Consider the following 13961-nt stretch of genomic DNA (forward strand, 5'->3'; position numbering starts at 1 on the left):
GGTCGTTCGGCCTGAAATGAGAGACCCTCCGGAGCTTTCCCCCAAGGGTTCAAAAATGAAAAAACCCCGCACCGGCGGGGTTTCCTATCACATGTATGATTGTATCAGCAACGTCTCCCCTTGGGGGGACGCGCGGAAATTATTTTTTCTTGGCGGCAACGGCGTCCTTGAGAGCCTTGCCCGGGCGGAACTTGGGAACCTTGGCAGCAGCGATCTTGATCTCTTTGCCGGTCTGGGGGTTACGGCCGGTGCGGGCCTTGCGGGTGGACACCTCGAAGCTCCCGAATCCAACCAGGGTCACTTTGTCGCCCTTCTTGAGGGCATCGCTCACGGCACTGATTACGGCGCCCACCGCCTTGTCGGCGGCAGCCTTGGTGAGGTTGGCAGATTTCGCTACGGCATCCACAAGTTCAGCTTTGGTCATGATCAACCCTCCTTGTTAAGGTAATTCTGGCGAATACTATAGACAGAATTTTCCACATTGCAAGGGATTATTTGGAGAAAAATAATTTTTTCATGGACCGTAAACCGTTGCCCCGCAAGGGATTAGCGACTTTCGGACCGCCGCGGCAGACGCCCGGCGCGCACCCATTCCGGCAACCCATCGGAATCACTGGCATTTTCTTCGGCGGCGGGTATATCCTGCTCGCCATCGTACGCCGTGGGCTCGGTACCGGCGACAAAGCACTCCTGGATCGCCCCCGGGCTCCCCTCCCGGGCCAGGCGGCCGGTGCGAACATTAATGGTGGCAAACGTGATGTCCGCAGGTTGGGTAAAGTTCTTCACGGGGATACCCGCCAGGGCCCGCTGCATGAACTCGGTCCAGATGGGTGCAGCCGCCTGGCCACCTGACCCTCCGGCTCCGAGGGAGCGCTCCTGATCATACCCCACCCAGACCCCTGCCACCAGCTGCGGCACATAGCCCACGAACCAGGCGTCCTTCATGTCGTTGGTGGTGCCGGTCTTTCCGGCCACGGGGCGGCCCAGTGCCCGGGCCCGCTGGCCGGTACCGCTCGTGACGACGCTCTCCATGAGATTGGTGATGATGTAGGCGGTTTCAGGCGCAATGGCCGGCACCGCTCCCCCCCCGGGAACGGCACCCGTTGCGGGTGGGAGGTCGGCGTTGGTGAGGGTGGCCGTGCTCTGGTTGGTGAAGGTCGGAATGACCGGCGGCGCCGTCTCCTCCAAAATCTTGCCGTCGGCATCCTCCACTTTAGTGATGAAGTAAGGCGTCGTCCGGTACCCTCCCGAGGCGAATACGGCGTAGGCAGAGGTCAATTCAAGGGGAGTCACGCTGGACGAACCGAGGGCCAGGGTGAGGTTCGCGGCCAGGGGGGAGGTGATGCCGAGCTTTTTGGCGTAGTCGATGGCGGCGCCGACGCCGATCTGCTCCAGGATCTTGACGCTCACCACGTTGATGGAATTGGTGAGTGCTTCGCGCATGGTCACGATGCCCCGATAGATGTTGTCGTAGTTTTTCGGTTTCCAGGCCTTGTCCCCGCCCCCCTCGTATTCGACGGGAGAGTCGTCGAAGGTTGTTGCGGCCGTGAGCCCCTTGTCGAGGGCGGCGGCGTAGATGATCGGCTTGAAGGCGGAGCCGGGATTCCGCTTCGCCTGGACGGCCCGGTTGAACTGGCTCCTGCGGAAATCATACCCGCCGACCATGGCCTTCACGGCACCGGTCAGGGGATCGAGGGCCACCACCGCCGCCTGGGCCTCGGGCTCCTGGTCCAGGGCAAAGATGGCCCCCTGCTTGTTCACATCAGGGGTGAGCACCGAAACGAAAACTACGCTCCCGAGCGGCAGAGTTTTCCCTTTCCCTTCCTGCTTGCCCCAGGCATTCACGAGCTGCACCTTGCCGGCCCAGGCCATGTTCTTGCGGGAGATGGTGCCGGTACGGTCTCCGACCCGCACGGTCGCATCACCCTTTGCCGGGTCCACAGCGGTGACGACCCCCTGGTAGGTGCTCCCCTGCTTGAGGGAAGCGGTATCGATCCCGTCTTCCACTTTCTTGCTGAAGTTGTCCACCTCAGTTTCCCCGAGGTACTTGACCGCTCCCCGGAACCCCTGGCGCTTGTCCACGTTTTTCAGGCCGTTCACCACCGCGTCAAAGGCACCCTTCTGCATCTCGGCATTCATGGTGGTGTAGATCTTCAGCCCTTCCTTGTAGAGCCGGTCCATCCCATAGGTCTCCTCCAGTTTGATCCGGATGTGCTCAAGGAAATAGGCCGACTGCTCGCTGTTTACCTTCTTCATGGACCTGACCACGATGGGGGTCGCCCGGGCGTGGTCCGCCTCGGCCTGGGTCACGTACCCCTCCCTCACCATCCGCTCAAGGACGTAGGCCTGCCGTTCCCGGGCCCGGTCCAGGTGCTTGATGGGAGAGTAGGAGTTGGGGGCCTTCGGAAGCCCGGCGAGCATGGCCATCTCGGCCAGGCTCAGCTGCTCCACGTTCTTGCCGAAGTAGGTCTCGGCAGCCACCTGGACCCCGTAGGCGCCTCCCCCCAGATAGATCTGGTTCAGGTAGATGTAGAGGATGTCGTCCTTGGAGAGCATCTTCTCCATGCGGGTGGCGAGAATCGCCTCCTTGAACTTGCGGGCAAAACTCTTCTCGGAGGTGAGAAGCATCGACTTCGCCACCTGCTGGGTGATGGTGGACGCCCCCTCCTTCTTCCGCATAGAGAGGAGGTTTTTCACCGCGGCCCGGGCGATCCCCAGGTAATCGAGCCCCTTGTGCTGGTAGAAGTTGGAATCCTCGGCCGCCACGAAGGCCTGGATCAGCTTCCGGGGAATCTTCTCCACCGGCACGACGATGCGCCGCTCCAGGTAAAACTCCCCAACAAGGCTGCCATCATCGCCAAAGACCTGGGAAACGATGGGAGGCCGGTAGTCGGCAAGGCGGTCAACCTTCGGCAGGGAGGCGTAGAGATAGGTGACATAGCCGAACACGGCGAGAAGGGCCACAACACCGAGGGTAACGAGCGTTATGACGACAACTTTCCATGGATTTTTGTCTCTGCGCCGGTTTGCATTCCGGGGGTCAATGTTCTGTCTGCCGCTGGCAGGCGTCATGAGTGTCTCCAAATCTGGTATACTACGATGGCGATAACGTTTCACCTTAGCGCAGATGCGCATTCCAGTTCAAGATAGTTATTGAATCTCAGGGACGGGGCAGCCGTTGATATTACGTTGTTCCGCAGGGGGGCCAGGTATGGCAATGAACGGCAGATCGGAGAAACGGAAAGGAACGTGGCGGGCATGGGCAGGCGCGGCCATGGCAGGGCTGGCACTGCTGCTCACGGGTACGGTTGCCCGCGGCATGGAAGTCAGGCCCTTCCGGACAGGGAACATGGCGCCACTCGTACAGATCCACGGTCTGCCGGTGCCGGACAACGCCAGGATCCTGGCGTCGAGGGAAGGCGAGGTTTCCGCCGTGGCCGATCTGGCCAACAATTACGCCGTGGATGCAAAAGGAACTGAGCGAGTCGTCCTCGACGGTGAGACCTACCGGTTCGCCCTCGACCTCCGCTACGGCCTTGTTCCCGGCGTCGAGGCAGGCATCGAGATCCCCTTCATCGCCCACTCGGGAGGATTCCTCGACGGGTTCATCGAATGGTTTCACAAAGCCTTCGGGTTCACGAACGGCGGGAGGGAATACGCTCCCCGGGACCGGCTCATCTACCGGTACGAGACGAACGGTGCCGATCGGTTCAGGATCGACGACAGCAATGCAGGTATCGGCGATATCCGCCTGACAGGGGGAATCCAGCTCTACGATGACGGGGCTGCGGCCCCCCGCCGCGTTGCCCTGCGGGGAGCGCTGAAACTCCCCACCGGCGACAGCGGCAAACTGCGGGGGAGCGGGAGCGTCGACTTCGCCCTCTGGCTCGCCGCCAGCGACGATTATAGGCTCGGCGACTGGGGGCACCTGACCCTCTTCGCCAACGCCGGCGGGACGGTGATGGGGGATGGCGACGTGCTCGGCGACCAGCAGCGGAACCTGGCGGCCATGGGGACGTTCGGCTTCGGCTGGAGCCCCCTCGACTGGATGGCCCTGACGGTGCAGACCACCTGGCATTCCTCCCTCTACAAGGGGAGCGAGCTGAGGGAAATCAACAATGACTCGCTTCTCATGACGGGAGGGTTTTCCTTCGCCTTCACGGAGCGGACCTTCTTCGATATCGCCCTCTCCGAGGATCTGAACGTGAAAACCGCGCCGGACGTGACCTTCCACCTGGCACTGCGGCAGCGGTTCTAATTATCTTTGGACTGGCGCCGCTCGTCCCGGATCATGTCGAGGGCGAGGAGCGCCACGCCGACGCAGATGGCGGAGTCGGCCACGTTGAAGGCGGGCCAGTGGTGGGTTTTCCAGTAGACGTCGAGGAAGTCGATCACCTCGCCGAGCCGCACCCGGTCGATGAGGTTGCCGACGGCACCGGAAAAGATGAGGGAAAGGGAAACTGCTGCCAGGCGCTGCTCGTCCCGGAGCTTGCGGAAGGTGATGGCGATGGCCACCATGGCCACCAGCGTGACCACAATAAAGAAGGGGCGGCGATAGTCGAAATTCGAGAGAAAGCTGAACGCCGCCCCCTTGTTCCGCATGTAGGTGATACTGAAGAGCCCGGGGACCACCGGAATGGACTGGTAGAGCTCCATGGTCCGGTCCACGAGGATCTTGGTCGCCTGGTCGATCACGAGGGACGTTGCCGTGACAACCGAGAAGATGCGGTAGTTGGGCCTCATGGTTCTATCTGACCGCCGCAACGCACTTGGGGCAAAGGGTCGGATGCTCGGCATCGCCGCCGATCTCCTCGTCATAGTGCCAGCACCGCTCGCACTTCTCGCCCGGGGCGCCGGCAACGCCGATCTTCAGCCCCTTCACCCCGTCGGCCTCCACGAACCCGCCGGCAATCTCCTCCACCAGATTAACCCGCGAGACAATGAAGACCGTCGCCAATTCACCGGCATACTCCTTCAGGAACGCAAGGAGTTCGGGCTCGGCCGCCAGGGTCACGGCCGCGTCGAGGGAGTGGCCGATGGTCTTCTGCACCCGGGCCTGCTCCAAGGCCTTGGAGACCTCCCCCCGCACCGCCATGATCCTCGCCCAGCGCTCCACCAGAGCCTCGTCCTTGCGCTCGGGGCAGGGCTCCGGGAAGGATGTCAGGTGAATGCTCGCCTCGGCCCGCTTCGGCATGTACCCCCAGACCTCGTCGGCGGTAAAGGAGAGGACCGGTGCCATGAGCCGCACCAGGGATTCGAGCACGAGATACATGACCGTCTGGGCGCTGCGACGCTCCGGGGCATCCTTCCTGCTCGTGTAGCGCTCCTTGATGATATCGAGGTAGAAGGAGCTCATCTCCACGGTGCAGAAGCCGTTCACGGCGTGGTAGAGGATGTGGAACTCGTACTCGTTGTAGGCGGTGAAAACCTTCTCCTTCAGCACCTCCAGCTGGTGCAGGGCCCAGCGGTCCAGCTCGGTCATCTCCCCGAAGGGGACCATGTCGGTGGCCGGGTCGAAGTCGTAGAGGTTCCCCAAGAGATACCGGCAGGTGTTGCGGATCCGCCGGTAGGCCTCGGCCAGGCGGGTCAGGATCTCCTGGGAGATCCGGACGTCGTCCCGGTAATCCTGGGCCGCCACCCAGAGGCGGAGGATCTCGGCGCCGTACTTCTTGATGACCTCTTCTGGAGCCACCACATTCCCCACGGACTTGCTCATCTTGCGGCCGGAGCCGTCCACCACGAAGCCGTGGGTGAGGACCTCCTTGTACGGCGCGGTGCCGCGGGTGCCGACGGAGGCCAGGAGCGACGAGTGGAACCACCCCCGGTGCTGGTCGCTCCCCTCAAGGTACATGTTGGCCGGCGAGCCCAGCTCGGGGCGGTTTTCCAGGACCGCAGCGTGGGAAACCCCGGAATCGAACCAGACATCCAGGATATCCATCTCCTTCTCGAAGGCGCTCTTGCCGCACTGCGGGCAGACGGTCCCCGGCGGCAGAAGCTCGGCAGCATCCTTCTCGTACCAGAGGTCGGCTCCCCCTTCCATGAAGAGATCGGCCACGTGGTGCATGGTCTTGCCGTCGGCCAGGATCTCGCCGCACTCGGTGCAGTAGAAGGCGGTGATGGGGACCCCCCAGGAGCGCTGGCGAGAGATGCACCAGTCGGGGCGGTTCTCGATCATGCCGTGGATCCGCTCGCGCCCCCATTTCGGCACCCAGGAGACCCGATCGATCTCCTCCAGGGCCTTTTTCCGCAGGTCGTTCTTCTCCATGGAGATGAACCACTGCTCGGTAGCCCGGAAGATGATCGGCTTCTTGCAGCGCCAGCAGTGGGGATAGGAGTGTTCCACGCTCCCCTGCCCCACCAGGGCTCCCACCTCCTGGAGTTTCTCGATAACGCTGGCGTTGGCGTCAAAGACGAACTGGCCGCCGAAGAACTCCAGGCTCTGGATGTAGCGCCCCCGGTTGTCCACGGGATTATAGATGTCGAGCCCTTCCACGAGGGCCAGCTCGTAGTCTTCCTGGCCGTGGCCGGGCGCCGTGTGGACGCAGCCGGTACCGGCATCCAGGGTCACGTGCTCGCCCAGGAGGACGATGGAATCCCGGTCGTAGAAGGGGTGCCTGCACCGTTTCCTGTAGAGGATGTCGGCCCGGAAGGTGGCGACGACGCTCCCCTGCACGCCGGTGGCGGCCATGAAAGCGTCCTTGAGCCCTTCTGCCACCACGAGTACCTCGCCGCCGGTCTCCAGGGCCACGTACTCAAGCTCCGGGTGGAGGGCCACGGCCAGGTTGGCCGGGATGGTCCAGGGGGTGGTGGTCCAGATGACCAGCGACACCTTCTTCCCGGCCAGGACTGGCACCGAGGCGCTGATGTCATCCTGGAGGAGGAATTTCACGTAGATGGACGGGGAGGTCTTGTCGGCGTACTCCACTTCCGCCTCGGCCAGGGCGGTGACGCAGGAGGAGCACCAGTGAACCGGCTTCTTCCCCTTGTAGAGGCCGCCGTTGTCGGCGAAGCGGGCCAGCTCCCGGGCGGTGATCCCCTCGTAGTCATGGGTCATGGTGAGATAGGGGCGGTCCCAGTCGCCGAGGACCCCGAGACGCTCGAACTCATCCCGCTGGATCTTCACGAACTTCCCGGCGTACTCCCGGCACTGCTTGCGCATCTGGAGCTTGGTGGTTTCATGCTTCTTCGACCCCAGGTTCTTCTCCACCTGGAGCTCGATGGGGAGGCCATGGCAGTCCCACCCCGGCACATAGGGGGCGTCGAACCCCTGCATCCGCTTGCTCTTGAGGATGATGTCCTTGAGGATCTTGTTGAGGGCATGGCCGATATGGATGTGGCCGTTGGCGTAAGGGGGGCCATCGTGGAGGACGTAGCGGGGCTTCTCCTTCCCCGCCGCGGCGAGCTTGCCGTAGAGGTCGCTTTTTTGCCAGCCGGCGAGGATCTCAGGCTCCCGCTGGGGAAGATTGGCTTTCATGGGGAAATCGGTGACCGGGAGATTGAGGGTGTTCTTATATTCCATGGACGTCCTCCACAACGGGGTAATCGACCGAAAAATCAGCAGCGCAAAGGCCGAAAAAACGCTTAACGTTACCGGTATGCCGTTGAAAAGTCAAGGTTAAAGGGTCTGAACGCGCCCATTGACCCGAAGGGTGAGGGAGGTTAGAATTGACATGCAAAATGGAATAATCACCACACAACCATCGCCCCGGAGACCCTGCCGGGAACAGGACCCCCCATGGACCACCAGCTACGTATGCTGATACTGGAAGACTCCGAGGACGATCTGCTCCTTTTGCTTCGGGAGTTGCGCCGCGGCGGTGTTGATCCCATCTATGAGCGAACCGAAACGGCCGACGACATGCGCACCCTCTTGAACGATCGGCAGTGGGATGTGATCATCGCCGATTACAACATGCCCCGGTTCGGCGCCATGGTGGGCCTGGAGATCGTCAAGGAACAGGGGCTCGACATCCCGTTCATCATTGTTTCCGGCAAGATCGGCGAAGACCTGGCGGTGGCCGCCATGAAGGCCGGCGCCCACGATTACCTCATGAAGGACAACCTCTCGCGCCTGGTGCCTGCCATCGAGCGGGAGGTTCGGGAGGCCGACGAACGCCGGCGCCGGCGCCAGGCCGAAGAGGCCATGAGGACCCAGTTCAACCAGATCAGCACCATCTTCGACTCCCTCAATGCCTTGGTCTACGTTGTCGACATGGATACCTACCGGCTTCTCTACCTGAACAAGTTCGGCTCCCAGCTTTTCGGCGAGAAATGGGAGGGACGCCTCTGCTATGAGGTAATCCAGGGGGGGAAGACGCTGCCGTGCGACTTCTGCACCAACGACAAACTCCTGCTGGACGGCAAGCCGCTTCCCCCCTACATCTGGGAATACAAGAACATGATCACCGGGCGGTGGTACCAGTGTATCGACAAGGCGATCCGCTGGACCGACGGACGGCTCGTCCGGATGGAGATCGCCATCGACATCACCGAACGCAAAGAGATGGAACGGATGAAGGACGAGATGATCTCCGCCGTGAGCCACGAGATGCACACCCCTCTCACCGCCATGATAGGCTTCACCGAATTCCTGCTGGAGAACGAGGTGGACCGGGAGCAGCAGAAAAACTGCCTCCAGACCATTCACAAGGAAACCGAGCGGCTGAGCGAGCTGATCAACAACTTCCTCCAACTCCAGCGACTCAAGGCGAGCATGGTCAAGTTCCGGATCACGCCGGTGACGGTGGGGCTCCTGCTGAATGACGCCGCAGCCCTCTACGCCGCCGCATCCAAGAAACACACTATCGTTGTGGAGTGCCCCCCGGACCTCCCGCCAGTGCGCGGCAACGAGGAGCAGCTCTACCAGGTGGCCGGCAATCTCATCTCCAACGCCATCAAGTACTCGCCAGACGGGGGAACCATCACCCTCGGCGGGAGAGCCGACAGGGACATGGTCATCTTCTGGGTGAAGGATGAAGGGATCGGTATCGCTCCCGAATTCCAGGAACGGGTCTTCGAGCGGTTCTTCCGGGTCGACAACAGCGACCGGCGCAAGGTTGGAGGGGCAGGTCTGGGGCTCACCCTCGTGCGGGAGATCGTGGCGGCCCACGGCGGCAGGGTATGGGTGGAGAGCACCCCCGGTGCCGGGAGCACCTTTTTCGTCTCCCTGCCGATGATGAAGTAGTTCCTCAGTGGGAAAGCCAGAGATAATCGGCATCCTCCGCCGTGATCCGGCCATCGTGGATCACCGGGTCGGGCAGGACGACCCGGCTCGTGAGACCCGGCCTCTCCCGGTCCACCTGAACCGGCATCCCCCCCCTGATGGCATGGCCTCCCCCCGTGATGACCACCACGGTCCTCCCTGGATTCTTCCTGATATATTCCAGCAAGTGGTAGGCCATGGACTTGTTCCAGAGCATCTGGGCTTCGCAGAAGTTCCTGAAGGTGTTGGCGCTGGCGCCGTGGCTTGAGTAGGAGCGGCGGATCATGGCCATGTAGCTCTCATCCACGTCACAGGTGATGTTGGGGGGAAGTTCCCGCCGTTCATCCTCCGTAAGGGATGCGAACCCCTGCCGCGCCACCTTCTGAGACACGTCCCGGGGGACGTTGAGGCCTATCAGGGGAATCCGCTTGTCACGGGCAAAGAGAAGGATGTCGCCATAGAGGGACCACGGCAGGTTCCAGCTACTGCGGTAGATCCGCTGGAATGCGGCCCTGTCGGTTTTTCCCGCCACCCAGCGGTCAAGATCCTGCTGGCTCTCGGCGGCGAACATCTCCATGCCGATGGCCAGCGGAATTCCGGCCCGGTGCAACTCCCGGATGATCCGCAACTGCAGCACGTGGTGATCAGGATTGTCGTGAACCTCCCCCACATAGATGACCGCAACCCTCCTCAAATCTCCCATCATCTGCTCGAAGCTGACCTCCCGTAGGTCCGCGAGCCGCACGACGAGGTCGTGGCTGAAGCAGTTCCGAGCCGCCAGGGCGGCCGCTACCAGAACAAGGGCGATGCCGACGAACCTGCCGAAACGTTTCATGACTCCTCCGTGACTGCCAGCGCCGTGCCGTTCACTGATCGAATCTCACAATACTCTCACCGCCCGGGGGGCGCGGGGTCTCCTTGACCCGGTTCTCCCCTCCGGAAAAGACCAGGAACCCGTAGCGCCCGTAGTGGGTGATCTTGAGGGCCGCCGCCACGGCCCCGGCCGGCGAGTTTGAAAGGAGCAGCGCCGTCACCCGGCCAGGCACGCCGGGGCGGTTCAGCACCGTGAAGAGGAGGTCGTCGGCCCCGTTGTACTGCGTACCGTTCGCGGCAAATCCGCCGGCCGCCGTTGTTACCCCCGGCGGCAGCGGCGGCACGAGCCCGGGCCGCGCCGGTATCCCGCAGAGCAGGAGATTGCGGCCCGCCAGGTCGGGGACATCAGCGCTCTCCTCGCGGATCAGCGGGGCGTCTCCATGCCCCAGGGAGCGAAGCAGAAGCCGCAGCGTCTCGTCATCGGCGCCGCACGTACGGGTCACGACCGCGGCAAGGGGCTGGCTCCCCTTGATCCGGTTTACCGTGAGGGGGAGCTCGTCCTGCGGCAGAATCCGGAAGAGATCCACCTCCGGGTCGAGCACCACCCGCTCCGGGTTTGTCGGCACGGCCACCGCGAAGGTGGTCTTCTCACCCGTCAGCTCCACCGTCCGGTCATACTCCTTCCCCCCTGCCGCCACCCGCACCGTCACCCTGAGGTCATACACCCCGCCGTCACGGCGGATCGCTCCCGTCACGAGCCACCCGGCACCGCTTCGCCGTTTCGCCACCTCCGACAGGGCAAGCCGCGGCCCACCCGGCCGGTGGAGCAACGGCGCCACGAACGGCCCCAGATCCTCACCCGAGGAGCGGGAAAAGGCCCGCACAAAATCATCCCAGTCAGCCGTCGAGAAACACTTCTCCCGGAAGAGTCTCCGAAGCGCGCCAAAGAAGGCCTCGTCGCCGATCCGCTTCCGGATCATGTGAAAGAGCATCGCCCCCTTGCCATAGCCGATGGCCCGGGAAGCCGAATCCTTCCGGCCGAGGAACCGCTCCAGGGGAAAGTCATCCCCAGCCCCCACCAGGGAAGCGTAATCGGCCAGGATGCGGAAGCGGTAATCGCGCCCATCCCGAGCCGATTTCCGCTCCTCCAGGAGGTGGTCGGCCAGATAGGTCACGAGCCCCTCGGACCAGTTCCCCTGCCGGTAGTCGACGAGAACGCCGTTTCCCCACCAGCAGTGGGCGATCTCGTGGGGGAGGCTCGTGTGAACGATGAAGGGAAGGCGGATCACCGTACCGCCGATGAGGGTATAGGAGGGAAAGCCGTAGCCCGTGGGAAAGAAGTTCTCCACCACGGCAAATTTTTCGAAGGGGTAGGGGCCGAACTTTCCGGCATAGAAGCGGATATAGCCGGCGGACGCCTCCAGGTAGCGCGCCGCAAGACCCGCGTTCTCCGGATAGAAGTAGGAATAGAGGGGGATGCCGTCGACGCTCCGCTCGTCGATGACGTAGAGACCGGCAGAGAGGGAGAGCCCCTCCACGGGTCGGGCCTCCTCCCAGGTGGAAGAGGTGGTTCCCTTGTCCGTGAAGCGGGCAATACGCCGACCGGCGGTAATGGCCTCGATCCCGGCGGGGGCCGTGACCGTCACGCGCCGGCTCTTCGGCAGGGTCTCCGGAGCTGGGTACCAACCGGCGTCGCTGCCGAGATAGGTCCCCCTAGTGGTTATGGCGCCGCTGACGCCGTAAGAAGGGTCTTCGCTGTCAACGGGCCGCTCCGGCACCGGATCGTTGAAGGTGCATTGGTAGCGGATCAAGACCCGACGGGGCGAAGTCCCGCTCTTTTCGGGAAGTGTCAAACCAAGGGCCTCGCCGGTACGGCGGAAAACCGCTTTCCGCCCGTCGACGGTCACCCCATCCACCACTGCCCGCTGGTTAAGGGTGAAGGTGATCCGGCCGGAGTCCCCCGGGGCTAAATCCAGGGCGCTCGCGCCGAGAAGGAGATGGCGCTCCGGTTCCAGGCGGACCGTTATCTCCTGGCGAAGCGACCGGACCTCGCCCCGGGCCGAGCAGGCGGAGAAGAGCGACAGCGGCGAGACGAGAACTATCAGGAAGAAAACAAGCGTCTTCATGGGATACAACTATATCACCGAAACGCCCCACTGAAAGCTCCTCCCCCGTGGCGCTACCGTCTGCGCTTCTCGCCGGCAAGGGAGAGGAGATCTGCCCGGGACGCCTTCCACACTCCGTCCTCCCGCACGAGGCGAACCGATCTGGTTGCATATTCGGTCCCTCCCGGCCCCCCGTCCAGCCCGAAGCGGCCCCGAACCGTGACGGCATCGCCGCTGCGGGCCGACACCGTCACCTCCTGGAGCTTCTCCCAGCAACAGGCGGGGCGGCGGGAGGCTTTGACCAGCTTGCGGGCAAACCCCTCGCGGCTTTCCCGCCCGTTCACGCTCGTCCGGTCATAGAGAAGCGCGTAATTGCCGTCGCGCCAGATATCGAGGATCTCCTCCAGGCTTTGCCTTGCCTCGGCAGCCACCCCCGGATCGGCGGTCCGTGCCGTGCGGGCATGGACCGGACCGGCAACGGCAAGCATGACGACCGCAACCGCCACCATACGACGAATGATGTGCATGTACCCCTCCCTCAGCTTGAGCTGTCCATCATGGTTAAAAACAGCCAATCCTAGCGCAGCATCGGGAAGGGCGCAAGGGTTTTGCTCAGTACCTGACGTCCTATATCGCCCGGTCCACCGACTCGGCAACGAGCCTGAGTTTCGTCATAAGGGCATCGAACTTCTTGGGCTTGAGGGACTGGGGACCGTCCGACGAGGCCCGTTCCGGATCGGGATGCACCTCGATCATGAGTCCGTCGGCCCCCGCGGCAACGGCTGCCAGTGCCATGGGGGCCACGTAGTGGTAGTTGCCGGTGCCGTGGGAGGGGTCAGCAATGACCGGCAGATGCGTCATCCCCTTGAGGACCGGGATGGCGGAGAGGTCGAGGGTATTGCGGGTTGCCGTCTCGAAGGTGCGGATTCCCCGCTCGCAGAGGATCACCGACTGGTTCCCCTCGCTCATGACGTACTCGGCGCTCATGAGAAACTCCTGGATGGTCATGGACATGCCCCGCTTGAGGAGTACCGGCCGCCTGAGCTGCCCGACCTTCTTGAGCAGGGCGAAGTTCTGGGCATTGCGGGCGCCGATCTGGAGGATGTCCGAGTACTCGGCCACGAGATCCGCCGTCTCGGGATTCACCACCTCGGTAACGATGGGAAGACCGGTGATCTCCCGGGCCTTGGCCAGGAGCTTGAGCCCCTCTTCCTCAAGGCCCTGGAAGGAGTACGGAGAGGTGCGCGGCTTGAACGCCCCGCCCCGGAGCACCTGGGCGCCGGCAGCCTTCACCGCCTTGGCCGTCTCGATGATCTGCTCCTCCCCTTCCACCGAACAGGGGCCGGCCATGACGATGATCTCCTTGCCGCCGATGCTCACCGCATCGCTGATCCGAATGATGCTCGGCTCCACCTTCACCTCCTTGGAGGCGAGCTTGTAAGGCTTGAGGATCGGTACCACGCTCTCCACCCCGTGCATCGACTCGATCGATTGCAGCACCAGCTTCCCCCGCTCGTCCCCCACGGCCCCGATCACGTCCCGCGTGGTTCCGTGGATTACGTGGGGTTTGTACCCCAGTTCCTTGATCCGCTTGATTACCTCATCCCGGTCCTTCTTCGCTGCACCTGCCTTCATGACGATGATCATCCTTTCCTCCCCGTGGTCCCGGAACGACGAAAGGCCGGAGGATTCCCCCCGGCCTTTGACTTGTCTGCGCTATTGGTCTTAAAAACTGAAAAAGCCGGGGATGGTCTCTCTGTCCACCCTCGGCTTCCGGTTTAGTGTGTAGTGTCTTCAGCTCCCCCTACAACAAACCCCTACCCTGGGCGGACGGCCTAAAA

10 protein-coding genes are annotated in these 13961 nt (G+C 62.9%); 2 read left to right on the forward strand and 8 right to left on the reverse strand.

Features of this window, described 5'->3' with window-relative positions; translation table 11 throughout:
• Positions 1-139 precede the first annotated feature (139 nt).
• Positions 140-424, reverse strand: coding sequence for an HU family DNA-binding protein (locus KI811_RS10905; RefSeq protein WP_004512326.1), 285 nt, complete (start codon positions 422-424; stop codon positions 140-142).
• A 122-nt stretch (positions 425-546) separates the two neighbouring features.
• The gene (locus tag KI811_RS10910; RefSeq protein WP_214186500.1) at positions 547-3072 is read right to left on the reverse strand and encodes a penicillin-binding protein 1A; all 2526 of its coding nucleotides are present in this window, start codon (positions 3070-3072) and stop codon (positions 547-549) included.
• A gap of 145 nt (positions 3073-3217) precedes the next feature.
• Here KI811_RS10910 and KI811_RS10915 point away from each other — a divergent pair, with 145 nt between their 5' ends.
• Positions 3218-4258 carry a DUF3187 family protein gene (locus tag KI811_RS10915; RefSeq protein ID WP_246551657.1) on the forward strand — a complete coding sequence of 347 codons (1041 nt, stop codon included), beginning with the start codon at positions 3218-3220 and terminating at the stop codon, positions 4256-4258.
• Here KI811_RS10915 and lspA read toward each other — a convergent pair.
• Both lspA and ileS read right to left on the reverse strand, forming a co-directional pair.
• Complete coding sequence (lspA, locus tag KI811_RS10920) at positions 4255-4743, reverse strand: signal peptidase II (RefSeq protein WP_214186501.1); 489 nt, start codon at positions 4741-4743, stop codon at positions 4255-4257. The genes KI811_RS10915 and lspA overlap by 4 nt on opposite strands.
• Positions 4744-4747: 4 nt before the next feature.
• Complete coding sequence (gene ileS / locus KI811_RS10925) at positions 4748-7519, reverse strand: isoleucine--tRNA ligase (protein ID WP_214186502.1); 2772 nt, start codon at positions 7517-7519, stop codon at positions 4748-4750.
• A gap of 216 nt (positions 7520-7735) precedes the next feature.
• Here ileS and KI811_RS10930 point away from each other — a divergent pair, with 216 nt between their 5' ends.
• A complete protein-coding gene (locus KI811_RS10930) occupies positions 7736-9184 on the forward strand; it encodes an ATP-binding protein (RefSeq protein ID WP_214186503.1) in 1449 nt (482 codons plus the stop codon).
• Positions 9185-9188: 4 nt separating this feature from the next.
• On the opposite strand, the gene KI811_RS10935 is transcribed toward KI811_RS10930, so the two are convergent.
• From KI811_RS10935 to aroF, 4 genes are all read right to left on the reverse strand, one after another.
• Positions 9189-10037, reverse strand: a complete 849-nt coding sequence (locus KI811_RS10935; protein WP_214186504.1) for a ChaN family lipoprotein — start codon at positions 10035-10037, stop codon at positions 9189-9191.
• A gap of 31 nt (positions 10038-10068) precedes the next feature.
• Entirely contained in the window at positions 10069-12141 is a 2073-nt protein-coding gene (locus KI811_RS10940) for a M1 family metallopeptidase (RefSeq protein ID WP_214186505.1), read from the reverse strand.
• Between the two features lie 53 nt (positions 12142-12194).
• Positions 12195-12647 carry a hypothetical protein gene (locus KI811_RS10945; protein WP_214186506.1) on the reverse strand — a complete coding sequence of 151 codons (453 nt, stop codon included), beginning with the start codon at positions 12645-12647 and terminating at the stop codon, positions 12195-12197.
• Positions 12648-12747: 100 nt separating this feature from the next.
• Entirely contained in the window at positions 12748-13767 is a 1020-nt protein-coding gene (gene aroF, locus KI811_RS10950) for a 3-deoxy-7-phosphoheptulonate synthase (RefSeq protein ID WP_214186507.1), read from the reverse strand.
• Between the last annotated feature and the right edge of the window lie 194 nt (positions 13768-13961).

This window comes from Geobacter hydrogenophilus, from assembly GCF_018501225.1.
Taxonomy (GTDB): Bacteria; Desulfobacterota; Desulfuromonadia; order Geobacterales; family Geobacteraceae; genus Geobacter; species Geobacter hydrogenophilus.